The sequence below is a fragment of the Sphingomonas sp. genome (genome assembly GCA_019635535.1).
Classification (GTDB): Bacteria; Pseudomonadota; Alphaproteobacteria; order Sphingomonadales; family Sphingomonadaceae; genus Allosphingosinicella.
Genome location: JAHBZH010000001.1, coordinates 75,744 through 92,995, shown reverse-complemented (window position 1 = coordinate 92,995; position 17,252 = coordinate 75,744). Strand labels below are relative to the sequence as shown.

General features: G+C 68.0%; 16 protein-coding genes. 11 read left to right on the top strand and 5 right to left on the bottom strand.

What is annotated here, in order from left to right:
* Positions 1 to 11 precede the first annotated feature (11 nt).
* The gene (locus tag KF780_00460) at positions 12 to 1,679 is read right to left on the bottom strand and encodes an acyl--CoA ligase (GenBank protein MBX3560262.1); all 1,668 of its coding nucleotides are present in this window, start codon (positions 1,677 to 1,679) and stop codon (positions 12 to 14) included.
* Positions 1,680 to 1,767: 88 nt separating this feature from the next.
* Between KF780_00460 and lgt the strand changes: the two genes are divergently transcribed.
* The 6 genes from lgt (at position 1,768) to KF780_00430 (ending at position 6,954) form a co-directional block, all read left to right on the top strand.
* Complete coding sequence (lgt, locus tag KF780_00455) at positions 1,768 to 2,637, top strand: prolipoprotein diacylglyceryl transferase (protein ID MBX3560261.1); 870 nt, start codon at positions 1,768 to 1,770, stop codon at positions 2,635 to 2,637.
* Positions 2,638 to 2,692: 55 nt separating this feature from the next.
* The gene (locus KF780_00450; protein ID MBX3560260.1) at positions 2,693 to 3,601 is read left to right on the top strand and encodes an SAM-dependent methyltransferase; all 909 of its coding nucleotides are present in this window, start codon (positions 2,693 to 2,695) and stop codon (positions 3,599 to 3,601) included.
* Positions 3,602 to 3,746: 145 nt separating this feature from the next.
* Positions 3,747 to 4,232: a GNAT family N-acetyltransferase gene (locus KF780_00445; protein ID MBX3560259.1), complete on the top strand. Its 486-nt coding sequence runs from the start codon at positions 3,747 to 3,749 to the stop codon at positions 4,230 to 4,232.
* Complete coding sequence (locus KF780_00440) at positions 4,229 to 4,741, top strand: GNAT family N-acetyltransferase (protein MBX3560258.1); 513 nt, start codon at positions 4,229 to 4,231, stop codon at positions 4,739 to 4,741. The genes KF780_00445 and KF780_00440 overlap by 4 nt, the downstream gene beginning before the upstream one ends.
* The gene (gene pgeF, locus KF780_00435) at positions 4,738 to 5,505 is read left to right on the top strand and encodes a peptidoglycan editing factor PgeF (protein MBX3560257.1); all 768 of its coding nucleotides are present in this window, start codon (positions 4,738 to 4,740) and stop codon (positions 5,503 to 5,505) included. Before KF780_00440 ends, pgeF begins: the two co-directional genes overlap by 4 nt.
* A 144-nt stretch (positions 5,506 to 5,649) precedes the next feature.
* Complete coding sequence (locus tag KF780_00430; GenBank protein ID MBX3560256.1) at positions 5,650 to 6,954, top strand: cystathionine gamma-synthase family protein; 1,305 nt, start codon at positions 5,650 to 5,652, stop codon at positions 6,952 to 6,954.
* Between the two features lie 36 nt (positions 6,955 to 6,990).
* Here the strand turns inward: KF780_00430 and KF780_00425 are convergent, their stop codons facing one another.
* Positions 6,991 to 7,683: an HAD-IB family phosphatase gene (locus KF780_00425; protein MBX3560255.1), complete on the bottom strand. Its 693-nt coding sequence runs from the start codon at positions 7,681 to 7,683 to the stop codon at positions 6,991 to 6,993.
* 79 nt (positions 7,684 to 7,762) lie between these two features.
* On the opposite strand from KF780_00425, the gene KF780_00420 reads away from it, so the two are divergent.
* From KF780_00420 to KF780_00405, 4 genes are read left to right on the top strand one after another with little or no spacing between them, the layout of a single operon-like run.
* Positions 7,763 to 8,872 carry an MlaE family lipid ABC transporter permease subunit gene (locus KF780_00420; GenBank protein MBX3560254.1) on the top strand — a complete coding sequence of 370 codons (1,110 nt, stop codon included), beginning with the start codon at positions 7,763 to 7,765 and terminating at the stop codon, positions 8,870 to 8,872.
* Entirely contained in the window at positions 8,872 to 9,666 is a 795-nt protein-coding gene (locus tag KF780_00415; protein MBX3560253.1) for an ABC transporter ATP-binding protein, read from the top strand. The genes KF780_00420 and KF780_00415 overlap by 1 nt, the downstream gene beginning before the upstream one ends.
* Complete coding sequence (locus tag KF780_00410; protein ID MBX3560252.1) at positions 9,666 to 10,658, top strand: MCE family protein; 993 nt, start codon at positions 9,666 to 9,668, stop codon at positions 10,656 to 10,658. Before KF780_00415 ends, KF780_00410 begins: the two co-directional genes overlap by 1 nt.
* 2 nt (positions 10,659 to 10,660) lie before the next feature.
* Positions 10,661 to 11,242, top strand: a complete 582-nt coding sequence (locus KF780_00405) for a membrane integrity-associated transporter subunit PqiC (GenBank protein MBX3560251.1) — start codon at positions 10,661 to 10,663, stop codon at positions 11,240 to 11,242.
* A gap of 9 nt (positions 11,243 to 11,251) precedes the next feature.
* Here the strand turns inward: KF780_00405 and pepN are convergent, their stop codons facing one another.
* From pepN to KF780_00390, 3 genes are all read right to left on the bottom strand, one after another.
* Positions 11,252 to 13,834, bottom strand: a complete 2,583-nt coding sequence (pepN, locus tag KF780_00400) for an aminopeptidase N (GenBank protein MBX3560250.1) — start codon at positions 13,832 to 13,834, stop codon at positions 11,252 to 11,254.
* A gap of 468 nt (positions 13,835 to 14,302) precedes the next feature.
* Positions 14,303 to 14,965 (bottom strand): transposase, encoded by a 663-nt coding sequence (locus KF780_00395; protein MBX3560249.1) that lies wholly within the window; start codon positions 14,963 to 14,965, stop codon positions 14,303 to 14,305.
* Between the two features lie 128 nt (positions 14,966 to 15,093).
* Positions 15,094 to 15,720, bottom strand: a complete 627-nt coding sequence (locus KF780_00390) for a PilZ domain-containing protein (GenBank protein MBX3560248.1) — start codon at positions 15,718 to 15,720, stop codon at positions 15,094 to 15,096.
* A 212-nt stretch (positions 15,721 to 15,932) separates the two neighbouring features.
* On the opposite strand from KF780_00390, the gene KF780_00385 reads away from it, so the two are divergent.
* A complete protein-coding gene (locus KF780_00385) occupies positions 15,933 to 17,252 on the top strand; it encodes a protein-S-isoprenylcysteine methyltransferase (GenBank protein MBX3560247.1) in 1,320 nt (439 codons plus the stop codon).

The following is a 17,252-nucleotide window of genomic DNA, read 5'->3' as shown; positions in this document are numbered from 1 at the left end:
CGGTTGCGCGATCATTCCGCCGCGGCAAGCGCCCGGTAGCGCGTCCGCAGCTCCACCTTGTCGATCTTGCCGGTGCCGAGCTTGGGCAGCGGCGCATCGACGAACCAGCAGCGCGCCGGCAGCTTGAACTGGGCGAGATGGCCGGCGAGGAAGGCGATCAGCCCTTCGTCGTCCAGCCCGCCCTCCTCGCAATAGACGACCGCCGCCGGCACTTCGCCGAAGCGCTCGTCGGTTATGCCGAACACGGCGACTTCCGAGACCGCCGGATGGGTGTAGATCGCCGCCTCCACCTCCTGCGCGGAGATGTTCTCGCCGCCGCGGATGATGATGTCCTTCTTGCGGTCGACGATGAAGAGATAGCCGGCCTCGTCGAGATAGCCGAGGTCGCCGGACTTGAAATAGCCGTCGGCAGTGAAGGCGGCGGCGGTCGCCGCCTCGTCGCGCCAGTAGCCGCGGATATTGGCCGCCGAGCGGATCGCGATCTCACCCACCTCGCCGGTGGGCAGGTGAGCGCCGTTCTCGCCGATGATGGCGAGCTCGACATAAGGCGCCTGGGCGCGGCCGGTCGAGGCCGGCTTGTCGTGATAATTGGACCAGTAATTGCCGCAGCCGACCGCGTTGGTCTCGGTCAGGCCATAGCCCAAAGCCGGCTGCGCGCCCGTGAAGGCATCTTCCAGCCGCTCGACATGGGCGACCGGGCGGGGCGCGCCGCCGGCGGCGATGTCGGTCATGGTCGAAAGATCGTATTTGTCGCGGTCCGGATGCTGCATCAGCTCCAGGCTCATCGTCGGCACGCCGACGAAATAGGTGATCTTCTCCGCCTCGATCAGCCGCAGCGCCTCGCCCGCGTCCCATTTGGGCATCAGCACCATGCCGCGCCCGATCACGAAGCTGTTGAGCATCACCGGCACCTCGCCGGTGACGTGGAAGAGCGGCACGTTGACCAGGGTGCGCGGGTCGGGAACCGTCTCGCCCGCCGCCTCCCGGAGGCCGCGCAGCACGGCGAGGCCGGTCGCATAGGCATAGACGCCGGTGGTGACGGCGCGGTGGGTCGAGACCGCGCCCTTGGCGAGGCCGGTGGAGCCCGAGGTGAAGAGGATGGTGGCGTCGTCGCTCGGCGCGACCTGCGGCAGCTCGCCTTCGGTCCCGAGCAAGGGCGCGATCGCCTCGGCGATCGGCGCGTCGACCGGCAGGGTCGTGACGTTGAGGCCGAGGCCGGTCGCGGCGATGCGCCTGGCCCGGCCCGCATCGGCGATCACCAGCTTCGGCGCGACCAGATTCAGCGCATGGCGCAGCTCGTCCGCTTCCCACCAGCCGTTGAGCAGCACGGCGACGCCGCCCGCCTTGGCGATCGCGATATAGGAAACGATCCAGGCCGGGCAGTTGCGCATCGCGATGCCCACCCGGTCGCCCTTGGCGATGCCGGCGCCGGCCAGCGCCCTGGCAAGCGTGGTGGCATGGCCATGCAATTGGGAGAAGGTGAACCGCTCGTCGCCGGCGACCACCGCCTCGACATCGGCGTGGAGCATGCAGAAGAAATCGAAGAGCAGCGGAAGGGTCGGCGGCAGCTGCGCGGCGACGGCGCGGCCCTGTTCGTCGCGGCCGACCTGGATCCTGCCGCCTTCGCCAGTGACCACGGCCAGCGCCGCGTCATATCGTCGGTCCAGCTCGCTGGGCATCCTCGCTCCTCTTTGCCTTTTCTTGTGCCCCCACTATGAAGGCGCAAGCCCGAAGGGGGAAGCCTTGATCGACGCCCTATTTACACAAATGACAGCACATGGCGGGGCGATCAGCTATGTCGATCTCGGCCTCAGCCCGATCGCGCTCGATCTCGGCTGGTTCCAGCTCCGCTGGTACAGCCTGGCCTATCTGGCCGGCATCGTCTTCGGCTGGTGGTATCTGCTGAAGCTTATCGCCCAGCCCGCCGCGCCGATGGCGCGTCGCCATGCCGACGATCTGGTCTTCTATGCGACGCTCGGCGTCATCCTGGGCGGCCGGCTGGGCTATGTCCTCTTCTACAAACCGCTTCATTATCTTCATCACCCGATCGAGATATTGCAACTCTGGGACGGCGGCATGTCGTTCCACGGCGGCGTGATCGGCGTCAGCCTCGGCATCTTCTGGATGGCGTGGCGGCAGGGGCTCGATTGGCTGCGCATCCACGATTATGTCGCCTGCTGCATCCCCGCCGGCCTGTTCCTGGGCCGCCTCGCCAATTTCGTGAATGCCGAATTGTGGGGCTCCGTGACGAACGTGCCCTGGGCGGTGCGTTTTCCGGAAGTCGTGGACGGCATGCTGGTGCTCGGTCCGCCCCGCCATCCCAGCCAGCTTTACGAAGCGGCGCTGGAAGGCATCCTGCTTTTCCTGATTCTGGCGGTCATGTTCTGGAAGACCCGCGCCCGCTACCGGCCCGGGATGCTCGTCGGCGTCTTCCTGCTCGTCTACGGCCTCAGCCGCTTCGCCGTTGAGTTCGTCCGCCTGCCGGACGCGCATCTCGTGGATTTCGCCGAGAGAAGTCAGCTTCACATGGGCCAATGGCTATCGCTGCCGATGATCCTGGGCGGCCTCTATCTGGTGCTGACCGCCGGCCGGCGCGCCGACCGGGTGCGGCCGGTCCCGGCCGATGCCGGCGCCTGACGCGGCGCTGAGGGCCCGGATTGCGCGCGAAGGGCCGATCAGCGTCGCCGATTACATGGCGGCGGCCAACGCGCATTATTACGCGACCCGCGATCCGCTCGGTGTGAAGGGCGATTTCACCACCGCGCCGGAGATCAGCCAGATGTTCGGCGAGCTGATCGGCGTCTGGCTGGCGGACCTGTGGACCCGCGCCGGCGCGCCCGCCGAAGCCGCCTATGTCGAATTGGGGCCGGGTCGCGGCACGCTCGCCGCCGACGCGCTGCGGGCGATGAAGGCGGCGGGCCTCGCCCCTGCGGTCCATTTCGTCGAAACGAGCCCGCTGCTGCGCGGCGCGCAGGCCGAGCGGGTGCCCGGTGCGCTCTGGCATGACGATATCGCGACCCTGCCGGCGGACCGGCCGCTGCTGATCGTCGCCAACGAATTCTTCGATGCGCTGCCGATATGCCAGTTCGCCGCCGATGGACGCGAGCTTCGGGTCGCGTTGGCGGATGACGCTTTTGCCCGGGACGGCGCGGTCGAAACCGAGATCTCGCCCGCCTCGCTGGATATCGTGCGCGCGCTGGCCGAACGGCTCGCCACGCAGGGTGGAGCGATGCTGATCGTCGATTACGGTCATGACCGGCCCGGCCGGGGCGACACGCTCCAGGCGGTGGCGGGGCATGAATATGCCGATCCGTGGATGGCGCCGGGCACGCGCGATCTCACCGCCCATGTCGATTTCCATGCGCTGGGTGCCGCCGCGCGACAAAGCGGCGCGCGGATCGCGGGACCGGTGGGGCAGGGCGACTGGCTCGACGCGATGGGCATCGCGCTGCGCGCCGCCGCCTTGGCCCGCGCCGTGCCGTCGCGCACCGAGGAGATCGAGGCCGCCCGGTTGCGCCTCACCGCGCCGGAACAGATGGGGCGATTGTTCAAGGCGATGGCGGTACTGGCGTCGAACTGGCCGCGGCCTGCGGGATTGTGACCCAAAATCCCGTTCGGGCTGAGCTTGTCGAAGCCCTGTTCTTCTCTTTAGTGCGCAAGAAAGGGCAGGGCTTCGACAGGCTCAGCCCGAACGGTTATGGAAAAGGCGGCGCACCGGAATGTCCCACATCACCTATCGCGACGGCATGGTCGACGATGCGGCGTTGATGTCCGCGCTCGGCGTTCGTACGTTCACCGAGACGTTCGGCCATCTCTACACGCCGGAGAATCTCGCCGCCTTCCTCGAAAATCACAGCGAGGCGACCTGGCGCCGCGAGCTTGAGGATCCGCGTTACGCGATCCGGATCGCCGAGGCGGACGGGCAGGCGGCGGGCTTCGCCAAGCTCGGCCCGCCCTCGCTGCCGTTCAAGCCGGAGGGGCCGAGCGCGGAGTTGCGCCAGCTCTATGTGCTGAAGCCCTGGCACGGTGAGGGCATCGCGCCGGTGCTGATGGCCTGGGTGCTGGATCGGGCGCGCGCGCAGGGCGCCGCCGAGCTCTATCTCTCCGTCTTCATCGACAATGCGCGTGCCAGGCGCTTCTATGGTCGCTATGGGTTCGAGGCGGTGGGGCGCTACGACTTCATGGTCGGCACCCATGCCGACGAGGACATCGTCATGCGGCTGAAATTGTGAGCGTCACTTATCGTCTCGCCACGCGGGCGGATGACCAGGCGCTCGCCGCTGTGGGCCGGCTTTGCTTCGCCGAAACCTTCGGCCCCCATTTCGCGCCGGACGACATGGCGCTTCATCTCGACCGCAGCTTCGGCCCCGGCGGCCTGCCCGCCGATCTCGACGATCCCGCCTGTCGCGTGTGGATGACCGAGGCGGACGGCGAGATTGCCGGTTACCTGAAGCTGATGCCGATGGGTCTGCCGGTCGATCATCCGACAGGTTCGCTGGAGATCAGGCAGCTCTATATTTTGACGCCCTGGCAGGGTGCGGGCATCGCGGCGGCGCTGATGGACTGGGCGATCGGAGCCGCGCGCGAACGCGGCGCGCCGGCTTTGTTCCTGAGCGTTTGGGAAAAGGGCGCGCGGGCAATCGCCTTCTATCGCAAGCATGGCTTCGAGATCGCGGGATCGGCGCCCTTCACGCTCGGCGCGTCGGTCATGATCGATCCCGTCATGCGGCGCGACCTGTGAGCGCGGTCGAGGCGATCCGGGCCGCCGTGCTGGGCGACCTGCCGCACGGCTTTCTCGGCCGGCGCGGCGGCGTCTCCGAAGGCGCGTGCGCCGGCCTCAATGTCGGCTTCGGCTCGAACGACGAGCGGGAGGCGATCGCCGAGAATCGCCGCCGCGCGGTTGCGGCTGTGGCGCCGGGCGCGCGGTTGGCAACGGTGCACCAGGTCCATTCGCCCCATGCGATCTTCGCCGCCGCGCCCTGGCCGGACGACGCGCGGCCCCATGCCGACGCGCTGGTGACGAACCGGCCAGGCCTTGCGCTCGGCATTCTCACCGCCGATTGCGCACCGGTTTTGTTCGCCGACATGGGCGCGGGCGTGATCGGCGCGGCCCATGCGGGGTGGAAGGGCGCGTTCGGCGGCGTGATCGAAGCGACGCTGGCGGCGATGGAGAAACTGGGCGCGGCGCGCGGCGGCATCGTCGCGGCGATCGGCCCGGCCATCGCCCGCAGATCCTATGAGGTGGACGATGGCTTCCACCGCCGCTTCGTCGAGGCCGATCCGGAGAACGACCGCTTCTTCACCGCCGGGCGCGACGGCTACCACCAGTTCGACCTGGAAGGCTATGCCGCCGCCCGGCTGGCCGCCGCCGGGGTGGGGCGCGTGGAAGCGCTGGGCCTCGACACCTATTCCCAGCCGGACCGTTTCTTCAGCTACCGCCGCGCGACCCATGAAGGGCTGCCCGATTACGGCCGCCAGCTCTCGCTGATCGCGCTTCGGGGCTAGCGGCGCATCGCCAAGTTCGGCTAGAGCAGCGGCGGGCAACGGACCTCACCCCTGGGCCGCTCGGACGAGCCGGCCTTGAGCCTGTCCCGACGCGACAGGCTCGGTCTCCACACAGCATCCGCGTGCAGCGGAAGGAGACGAAGAATGGCAGACGAATCCGAACTGACGGGCGCGACCCCGCGCCGCCGCCCCAAGCCCGACGTGCTCGAAATCGGCGGGCGCAAGCTGAAGCCTTCGACGCTGATGATGGGCCATGGCTTCGATCCGGCCTTGTCGGAAGGCTCGCTGAAGGCGCCGATCTTCCTCACCTCCACCTTCGTCTTCGAGAATGCGGCGGCCGGCAAGCGCCATTTCGAAGGCGTGACCGGCAAGCGCCCCGGCGGCGCCGAGGGCCTGGTCTATTCGCGCTTCAACGGGCCGAATCAGGAGATTCTCGAGGACCGGCTCGGCCTCTGGGAGGATGCCGAGGACGCGCTCACCTTCTCCTCCGGCATGTCGGCGATCGCGACCCTGCTGCTCGCGCTCGTCCAGCCGGGCGACGTGGTCGTCCATTCCGGCCCGCTCTACGCGGCGACCGAGACCTTGATCGGCCGCATCCTCGGCCGCTTCGGCGTCGCCTGGCTCGATTTCCCCGCCGGCGCGACCGAGGCGGAGATCGCCGCCGTGGTCGAGCAGGCGAAGGCGCAGGGCCGCGTCCCGCTCATCTATCTGGAGAGCCCGGCCAATCCGACCAACGCGCTGGTCGATATCCAGGCGGTGCGCAAGGTGCGCGACGAGATGTTCGCGCAAGGGGAGCGCCCGCCGATCGCGATCGACAACACCTTCCTGGGCCCGCTCTGGCAGCAGCCGCTGCGCCACGGCGCGGACCTCAGCGTCTACAGCCTCACCAAATATGCCGGCGGACACAGCGATCTGGTCGCGGGCGGCATCACGGGGTCGAAGGAACTCATCAACACGATCCGGATGCTCCGCAACACGATCGGCACGATCACCGATCCGAACACCGCCTGGATGCTGCTCAGGAGCCTCGAGACACTGGAGCTGCGCATGACCCGCGCCGGCGAGAATGCCGAGAAGGTGTGCGAATTCCTGCGCGATCATCCGAAGGTGGAGAGCGTCGGCTATCTCGGTTTCCTGAAGGACGGGCGGCAGGCGGACATCTACCGCCGGCACTGCACCGGCGCGGGATCGACCTTCTCGCTCTACCTGAAGGGCGGCGAGACGGAGAGCTTCGCCTTCCTCGATTCGCTGAAGATCGCCCATCTCGCGGTCAGCCTCGGCGGCACCGAGACGCTGGCCAGCGCGCCGGCGGCGATGACGCACCTGTCGGTCCCGCCGGAGCGCAAGGCGGCGCTCGGCATCACCGACAATCTGGTCCGCATCTCGATCGGGGTGGAGGACCCCGACGACCTGATCGCCGATTTCGACCAGGCGCTGAAGGCGGTTTAGAGCCCCTTTCCTCCTCGCGAAATCGCGGGGAGGAAACTAGCGCCGCGCCCGTTTCCGGTCGCGCCAGTCGAGCACTTCCCAGCCTTCGTCCGTGGCCAGGCGCACCAGCCGGTCGTGGGCGTTGGTGGCGAAGGCTTCATCCGACCAGGCGTGGACCGGCGAATCGGAGATGTGGTCGGAATAGAAGCGGATATGGACCGCCTCGCGCTCCAGCCCCTCGCGCTGGAGCCAGGCCTCGATCATGTCGAGCTTGCCGAGGCCGTAGCAATTGGCGCCGTCGATCCGGGCGACGATCCGCCCCTTGCGGTCGGCCAGGGTGTCGGTGGCGATCACGTCGTCGAAGCCCAGCCGCGCGGCGATCGCAGCGGCGTAGAGCCGGTAGGAGGCGGTCGCCATCACCAGCCGACGCCCGGCCGCCTTGTCCTCGGCAAGGCGGGTCCGCGCGCCGGGCAGGATGTTGGTCGCGACCTGCCGGTCGGCGAAGCTGTGGATGACGGGCTCCAGCGCCTCCGGCGTCGGCCGGCCGATCAGCAGCCGGTAGTTCAGCTCCTTGAGCCGGCCTCGGTCGATCAGCCGCATCCCATAGGCCAGCACGGTCAATGCGACGACCGGCAGCAGCACCGCCCGCCACGGTGCGAGCCGCGCGCAGGCATGGATCAGGAACGGCGTGAAGGTCGGCCGTCGCGTCACCGTCTTGTCCATATCGTAGATGGCGAGCGCCTCGGTCATGGAACCTCCTCGAACATGAAAGCTTGAACATTGTCCATGGTTGCTTGCCGCATCCCGGGAATTGAAGCAGTCTCCTTGCATGAGCGTCACCGCCGAATTCAGCAGCAATGTCGAGAATGGCCGGTGCGTCCTGCGCTTCACCGGCAGTCTCACCTTGCTGCGGCTGCGCAAGCTCTCCGAGGAGCTGGACGCGATCACTGCCAACGACATTCTGGTCGACCTGTCCGGCGTCGAGCGGATGGACACGGTCGGCGCCTGGCTGATCCACAAGCTGGCGCGCGATCGCGGCGCGCGGATTGAAGGGGTGAGCGAGGAGCAGCAATTGCTGCTCGACCAGGTCGCCAAGGCGGACCAGCCGATGCAGGTCCGCGCCGAGCCCGAGCCGCAGATGCTCGGCATGGTCGCCGATGTCGGCGCGGCAACCAAGGCAGCGCTGACCACGCTGGTCGGCCTGCTCGGCTTTTTCGGCGCGCTGTGCATCTCGGTCTGGCACCTGATCAAGCATCCGCGCCGCTTCCGCTTCAATGCGGTGGTGACGCGTTTCGAGATGGTCGGCGTCAACGCCTTGGGCATCATCGGCCTGATGAGCTTCCTGGTCGGCATCGTCATCGCCCAGCAGGGCGCGGTGCAGCTCCGCCAGTTCGGCGCGGAAGTCTATACGATCAACCTGATCGCGCGCGCCGCCTTCATGGAATTGGGCGTGCTCATGACCGCGATCATGGTCGCAGGGCGCTCGGGCTCCGCCTTCGCCGCGCAACTCGGCTCGATGAAGCTCAATGAGGAGGTGGACGCAATGCGCACCATCGGCGTCTCGCCGATGGAGGCGCTGGTGCTGCCGCGCGTGCTGGCGACGGTGCTGATGATGCCTTTGCTGGGCTTCTATGCCGCCGTCATCGCAATCGTCGGCGGCGGGTTCTTCTGCTGGACCGTGCTCGACATTCCACCGGTCACCTTCTTTCAGCGGGTGCAGGAAATCGTGCCGATGACCGACATCTACCGCACCCTGATAAAGGCGCCGGTCTTCGGCATGATCGTCGCCATGGCCGGCTGCTATCAGGGCCTCCAGGTGCGCGGCAATGCCGAGGAGGTCGGCCTCAGGACCACCACCGCCGTCGTCCAGGGCATCTTCCTGGTCATCGTCCTCGACGCCTTCTTCGCCGTCTTCTTCACCTCGATCGGCTGGACCTGATGGAACACGCCGATCCGATCATCTCGGTGCGGGGGCTGCGCAACGCGTTCGGCGAGCAGGTGGTCCATGACGGGCTCGACCTCGACGTCCGGCGCGGCGAGATATTGGGCGTGGTCGGCGGATCGGGCACCGGCAAATCGGTGTTGATGCGCGCGATCATCGGCCTGCAGACGCCGGAGGCCGGCGAGATCGAGGTGTTCGGCGAGCCGATGGTCGGCCGCGACGAGGAGGAGGCCAAGCATGTCCGCCGCCGCTGGGGCGTCCTGTTCCAGGGCGGCGCACTCTTCTCGACGCTGACCGTCGCCGAGAATGTCCAGGTGCCGATCCGCGAATTCTTCCACGGCCTCGATCGCGACCTGCTCGACGAGATCGCGGCCTACAAGATTTCGATGACCGGCTTGCCGGCCCTGGCCGCCACGCGCTATCCGGCCGAGCTATCCGGCGGCATGAAGAAGCGCGCCGGCATGGCGCGCGCGCTGGCGCTCGATCCGGAATTGCTGTTCCTGGACGAGCCCACGGCGGGACTCGACCCGATCGGTGCGGCGGCGTTCGATCAGCTCATCAAGGAGTTGCGGCACGCGCTCGGGCTCACCGTCTTCCTGATCACGCACGATCTGGACACGCTCTATGCGGTTTGCGACCGGGTCGCGGTGCTGGCCGACCGCAAGGTAGTGGCCATCGGAACGATTCCGGAATTATTGGCTTTGGACCATCAGTGGATTCAGGATTACTTCAAGGGGCCGCGCGGGCGCGCGGCGGCGACGATCAATGAACGCGAAGAGGCCGGGAGCTGATGGAGACACGTTCCAACCAAATCCTCGTCGGCAGCGTGGTGCTCGGCCTGGTCGCGGCGATGATCGCGTTCATCATCTGGCTCGGCCAGTTCGGCGAAGGCGGGCAGAAGACCTACGACGTCTTCTTCCAGCAATCGGTCGAGGGTCTCGCCAAGGGATCGGGCGTGACCTTCCGGGGCGTTCCCGTGGGGCAGATCCACTCGATCAACCTGGAGCCGCGCAGCCCGCAATTCATCCGGGTGCGGATCACGGTCAGCAACAACACGCCTGTACTGGAGGGAACGACCGCGACGATCCGGGGCGTCGGTTTCACCGGCGTCTCCCAGATACAACTCGATCCGCCTGAGCAACGCGCGGGGGATCGGCAGCCGGTGGCCGAGATACGCTGCCCCGAGCGAAACCCGGAATCCGAATGCCCTTATGGCTATCCGGTGATCCCGACCCGGCCAGGCGCGCTCGGCCAGTTGCTCAACACCGCGCCGGAGCTGCTCGAGCGGGTGACGACCTTGACCGAGCGGCTGACCGAATTGCTGTCCGACCGCAACCAGGAGAGCTTCGCCGCGATCCTCGACAATATCGAGGGCGTGACGCGCTCGCTCAACGAGCGCTCGCCGGAGATCGCGGCGACCTTGGCCGAGGCGCGGGTCGCGATCGCACAGGCGGGGCAGGCGGCGGAGCGGATCGGCCAGCTCGCCGAAACGACCGGCAACCTGGTCGAACAGGATGGCCGCCCGTTGCTCGCCGACTTGCGCGAGACCCTGCGCGCTGCGAACCAGAGCATGCGCCAGCTCGAAGGCGCGATCGGCGATGCGCGGCCGGGCATCCAGGCCTTCTCGACGCAGACGCTCCCGGAGGTCGGTCAGCTCATCCGCGATCTGCGCGCGACCTCGGAATCGCTGCGCGAGATCACCGACCGGCTCAACCAGCGCGGCGTCGGGGGCGTGATCGGCGGGCAGCGCCTGCCAGACTATCGGCCCGGAAGGGGGAATTGACGATGCGCGTGAAAGCCCTGGCCGCCTTGGCCGCAGCCCTTTCTCTCTCCGCCTGCTTCGGCGGGTCGAAGGGGCCGGACCGGCTGCTGACCCTGACCTCCGCCGAGACGCGGCCGGCGGCGAGCCCGCGCACCGCCGGGCAGGGCGCCGCCGTCACCGTCGCCGAGCCCACCGTGCCGCAGGCGCTGCGCACGGCGCGCGTGCCGGTCTATGTGAACGAAACGACGATCCAGTATCTGACCGGCGCCGCCTGGGTCGAATATCCCGGTCCGCTTTTCGCCCGCCTGCTCGGCGAGACGATCGCGGTCCGGACCGGCCGGGTGGTGCTCGATCCCGCCCAATATGCCCGCGATCCCGGCACCCGCGTGACCGGCCATCTCGCCCGCTTCGGGCTCGATCCCAATGCGATGGAGGCGGTGGTCGTCTATGACGCGACGATTCCCCAGGCGGGCGGCAGCGTCGCGGCCAACCGTTTCGAGGCGCGCGTGCCGGTCGCCGAGGCGACGGCCGAGGCGGTCGCGCCGGCGCTCAACCAGGCCGCCAACCAGGTGGCCGATCAGGTCGCCGCCTGGATCGGGCAGTAACGGGACGCCTCAGGCCAGACTCTTGCTGGCCTGTTCGAACACGTCCTTGCTGAGGCCGTCCGTCCCGACGATCCGCTCCAGCTCGGCGCGCATCAGGGCGGCGCGGCCCTCGTCGAAGCGGCGCCAGCGGCCCAAAGGCGGGACCAGCTTGGCGGCGGTCTGCGGATTGAGCCTGTCCTCGGCCAGGATCATGTCGGCGAGAAAGCGGTAGCCGCGGCCCGAGGCGTCGTGGAAGGCGCGCTGGTTGACCGAGAAGGCGCCGACCAGCGAACGCAGCCGGTTCGGATTGGCAAGGGTGAAATCCGGGTGCTTCGCCAGCTCCTCGACCAGCGCGGGCGTGTCGGCGCGGGTGGCGAGCGCCTGGGTGGTGAACCATTTGTCGATCACCAGCGCGTTGTCGCGGTAGCGATCATAGAAGGCGGCCAGCGCCGCCGCCCGCTCCGGCGCATCGCCGTTGACGAGGACGCCCATCGCGCCCTGCCGGTCGGTCATGTTGTCCGCCTCGTCGAACTGGCGCTTGGCCAGAGCGGGGGCATCGGCGGCGCCGGTTGCGGCGATATAGCCGAGCGCGATGGTGCGCAGGCGCCGCGCGCCCTTGGCGGCGGGATTGTATTCATATCGGTTGGCGACGCTGGCCGCATAGGCGCCGCGCCAGATGTCGTCGAGCGCCGCGCCGAGATCGGCGCGCAGCGCCTCGCGGGCGCGGTGGATGGCTTCGGGATCGACCTGCGCCATCCGGTCGCCGACGAAGGATTCGCTGGGGAGCAGGACGGTCTCGGCCACGAAGGCGGGGTCGAGCGCCTCGTCAGTCAGCGTGCGGCGGACGGCATCGACCACCGCGCCATGATCGCCCGCGCCGGACGTGACGCCTGCGATCAGCGTGTCGAGCATCAACTGCTGCATCGCCTCGTAGCGGGCGAAGGGATCGTCGTCGCAGCCGGAGAGGAAGGCGAGATCGGCGGCGGCGCGGTCGGTCTCGACGATCACCGGCGCGGAGAAATCGCGATTGATCGAGAGGACCGGCCTGACGGGCGCGCCGGCCAGCGGGATGCTGGCTTGGCCGGCGTCGAGGATCACCAGCCGCTCGTCCACCGCCTTGCCGGTCGCCTCGTCGAGCAGGGCGACCTTGAGGGGGATCGCCATGGGCTGCTTGGCCGGCTGGCCGGGCGTGGCGGGCACCTCCTGCGCCAGCTCCAGCGTCACCGCATCGCCGTCGCGGGCGAGGCGGGCGGTGACCTTGGGCGTGCCGGCCTGGCTGTACCAGAGGCGGAACTGGCCGAGATCGGCGCCGCTCGCCTCCTCCATCGCCTTGACGAAATCCTCGCAGGTGACGGCCTGGCCGTCATGCCGCTCGAAATAGAGATCGCAGCCGGCGCGGAACCGCTCGGGGCCGAGGATGGTGTGCATCATCCGGATCAGCTCGGCGCCCTTGTTGTAGACGGTCGCGGTGTAGAAGTTCGAAATCTCGATATAGGAATCGGGGCGCACCGGATGGGCGAGCGGACCGGCATCCTCCGGGAACTGGGCGGCGCGCAGCATCCGGACATCCTCGATCCGCTTCACCGCGCGGCTGCCCATGTCGGCGCTGAACTGCTGGTCGCGGAAGACCGTGAAGCCCTCCTTTAGCGAGAGCTGGAACCAGTCGCGGCAGGTGACGCGATTGCCGGACCAATTGTGGAAATATTCGTGGGCGACGACGCCGGCGATCGCGTCGTAATCCATGTCGGTCGCGGTGTCCGGATCGGCCAGGATGTAGCGCGAGTTGAAGACGTTGAGGCCCTTGTTCTCCATCGCGCCGAAGTTGAAATCGGCGACCGCGACGATGTTGAACGCATCGAGATCATATTCGCGGCCGAACACCTCCTCGTCCCACTTCATCGCCGCCTTGAGCGAGTCCATCGCATGGCGGGTGCGCTCGGCATCGCCGTCGCGGACCCAGATGCCGAGATCGACCGTGCGGCCCGAACGGGTGGTGAAGCTGTCGCGATTGGCGACCAGATCGCCGGAGACCAGGGCGAAGAGGTAGCAGGGCTTGGGGAAGGGATCGCGCCATTCGGCCCAGTGGCGGCCGCCGTCCAGCTCGCCGGCGCCGACCGGATCGCCGTTGGACAGCAGCACCGGATAGAGCGCCTTGTCGGCGGTCATTTTGACCCGGTAGCGGCTGAGCACGTCGGGGCGGTCCGGGAAGGGCGTGATCCGGCGGAAGCCTTCGGCCTCGCACTGGGTGCAGAGCAGGCCGCCCGATTCGTAGAGGCCCATGAGCTGGGTGTTGGCGCGCGGGGAGATCTCGACCTCGGTCTCGATCACCGCGCGGTCGCCCTCGACCGGCACCTTCAGCACATCGCCTTCGAACCAATAATTGACCGGTTGCCCATCCACCGCGACGCGGATCAGGCGCAGATTCTCGGCATCGAGCCGGACGGGGAGCTTGTGATCGCCCGACCGCTCGACGGTCAGCGCGGCGCGGACGATGGTGCGCGCCGCGTCCAGATCGAATTCGAGCGCGATTTCGGGCACCAGCCAGTCCGGCGCGCGATACTCCTCGCGACGGATCACATGAGGCGCGGCGGGTGCGGAGAGGGCGTCGAGCATCGGGCGAATTTAGGCCCGCCGCCACCGCCGCGCAATCAGGGCGTCCCTCTCTGTTAAGTTGACAAAGTTGACAGGGTGAGGGGTGTTTTGGCGGGGTCGAAGGGCGGAAGGCAAGAGCGCGAAACTTCAGCATCTTCACCCATATGCGCGACGGTGTGCCTACGAAATTTTTTGGGCGAAACGGACGATTCAAAGAGCCGGCGAACCGGGGCATGGGCCCCGAGTCGGGGCAAGCGTGGCAGAGCATTTCCTACATTGGAAGCGGGCGGGGCAGAGGATCACTTCCGACCTGTTGCGGACGCCCACTCCATCGCGCATCGGCCTAATGGGGTCAGGAGGCATGCGCGCAAACCCCTGATCGTCGGTTGCCTTGTGAGGGCGGCATGAGGCCGCAATCTCCGGGGGACGCGCGTGGGAGGGAACGCCTTATTGGCTGCTGATCTCGGAAAAAACCGGGACAGTATATATTTATTCGCTTCGCCGGGGGCGGCCGCGCGGGCGGGGTCTGACCTCGCGGCCCAGCATCGCCGCCAGACCGTCCAGAAACGCGTCGCCGCCGAGCGCGTGTCCGCTGCGCTCGCGCCTGCGGATCGCCTCGCGCGCCTCGTCGTCCAGCCCGCCGTCGAGCAGCGCGCGCCAGTCGCCGATCCGCTCCAGCAGCGGCGCCGTCTCCGTCACATTGTCCTGCGCCAGGGCGAGATGCGCCCGCGCGCTCGACCAGCGCCAGTCCTCCGGCCGCTTCGCCAGCCGCGCCCGGACCGGATTGAGCTCGACATAGCGCGCGCAGGCGATCAGCCAGTCCTCGTCCATCGGGAAGGAGGCGAAGCGGCTCTGCCACAGATGGCCGCGCCAGCCCTCCCGCGCGTTGACGTGCGCCGTGTAGCGCCGGTGCGCCTCGCCGAGCGCGGCGCGCAGCCCGTCCTCATGCGCCGGCACGAGGATCAGGTGGACATGATTGGGCATCAGGCACCAGGCCCAGATCCGCGTGCCCGCCTTCGCGCACCAGCGCCGCAGCAGATCGAGATAGAGCGCGTAATCCTCCTCGCCGAAGAAGGTCGGCTGGCGGCGATTGCCGCGCTGCGTGACATGGTGCGGGAGGCCGGGGACGACGAGGCGGGCAAGGCGCGGCATGAGCGGGCGATAGCAGGTCGGAACTGGGAATTAAATATATACTGTCCCCATTTTAAGTCGGCATGACGGCGCGGGACGTGTGAGCATGCGTGCCGATACTTCGATGGCGGGCATCGCCGCCCGCCGCCTCAGCGCCGCTTCAGCCAGCCGATCAGCTCCGACAGCGGCACGATCTGGTTGAAGGCGACGCCGCACTGGCGGCCGTTCTGCCAGCGGACGACGCCGGCGAGGGGGCGGAAATCCTCCGGGGTGACGACCACTTCGTCGCCGGGCTCGAACGTCGCGTCGGTGTCGAGCTTGATGCCGCTCTGGGAGATGTCGAGCGTGCGGGTGCGGTGCGTGCGGGCGCCGGCGCGCAGGGCCGCGGCGCGGTCCACCTCGATGCGCGGGGCGCGAGCCTGCCAGCCATTGTCGAGCACGCGGGGATTGGCGAGCAATTCCTCGATATCGACCTCGTTGTCGAAGGCGATGCCGGCATTGGACTGGCGCACCCAGGCGATGCGGCCGGCGACCTGCTGATTGGTTTTGAGCTCGACGATCACTGCCTGGCCGGGCGCGACATGACTGTAGACATGGGCCATCAGCCCGCCGGCCGAGACGTTGCGGATCAGGCAAAGCTCGCGCCGGCCGTCGATCACCAGCGTGCCGACGCGCAGGATCTTGATATGGCGCTCCGCCTGCCGCCGCTCGGGCGGTTGCGGAACCTGGCTGGAAAAGGAGAAGCTCGTCTCCACGACGTTTTCCTGTAAAAACATCACCATCCCCGCCGTCGACACGGCTTTCCCCGGACATGATTTGCGCAGAAATAACTTTAAGAATCCCTTACTTGCGCCCCCGTTATTGCCGCAGGAAGGCGAGATCGCGGCGGTGCCATGCTCCCTCTCCCCGGCGGGGAGAGGGGATTTGATGTCGATGCGTCCCACCTCTTCACCGCTTGCTTACGACTTGTGTGCCAGAGCGGCCGGCGATGAATGCCGAGGTGAAGATCGCGCCGGACGCGCGCCACGATCCGCGCCCGCAATCCGCGGTGAGCACGATGGTCGGGCTGGTCGGCCTGGCCGGGCTGGTCGCCTGGGTGGCGGCGGCGCGCGCCTTCGGCCTGGCCGGGCCGCTGGCGGCGCTCGTCGCCCTGCTGGCCTGCGCGGTGCCGATGGTCGCCTGGTCGCTGATCGTCGACAAGGTGCATCGCAGGGCGACGACCGGGATCGACTGGGCGATGCCGTGCCGGCCGCTGAAGGACAGCATCGACATCAGCATCGTCAAGATCGCCGGCCTGTGGGGCATCTGGGCGGCGATCGGCGCCTGCTACTGCATCGCGCGCTGGTATTGGGACGGCGCCTATCTCTTCGCCATGCAGGTGATCGGGGTGGCGATCATCCCCTTCGCCGTCGCCTCGATCCCCTATGTGATCTGGCTGGACCGGCGGCTGGCCGAGCCGCGCGACGGGGCCTGGCATTTCGGGCTGATGCTGATCGGCCGGCCAGGCGAGGCGGAGCGCGAACAGGTGCACGAATTCCTGCGCGCCTGGGCGGTGAAGGGCTTCTTCCTCGCCTTCATGATCTCGATCGTGCCGGGAAACTGGGAGGTGACGATCGCGGCGGACTCCGCGTGGATCGCGGCCAGCCCGGTCAATCTCGCGCTCTGGCTGATCGGCGCGATGTTCCTGGTGGACGTGACCTTCGCCACCGTCGGCTATGTGCTGACGCTGAAGCCGCTCGACGCCCATATCCGCTCCGCGAACCCCTATGCGGCGGGGTGGACGGCGGCGCTCATCTGCTATCCGCCCTTCATCCTGATGAACCCGGGCGGGCCGCTCGATTATCATATGGGATCGGGCGAATGGACACACTGGCTGGCGGACCATCCGCTCGCCATGGCGCTGATGGGGCTGTGGCTGGCCTTCCTGACCGGTGTCTATGCCTGGGCGACGGTGGCGTTCGGGCTGCGCTTCTCCAACCTCACCCATCGCGGCATCCTGACCCACGGACCCTATGCCTGGACCAAGCATCCGGCCTATGTGGCCAAGAACCTCTATTGGTGGTGCGCGGTGCTGCCCTTCCTCGCGACCAGCGGCAATCCGGTCGACATGATCCGCAACACGGCGGTGCTCGCTTTGGTCAGCGGCGTCTATTACTGGCGCGCGAAGACCGAGGAGCAGCACCTTTCCGAAGACCCGGCCTATGTCGACTATGCCGAATGGATGGACCGCAACGGTCCCATCCCAAGGCTGATCCGGCGGCTCAGGCCGGGCCGGGCCGGCGAGGCCGGCCCGGTCGCGGCCGAATGA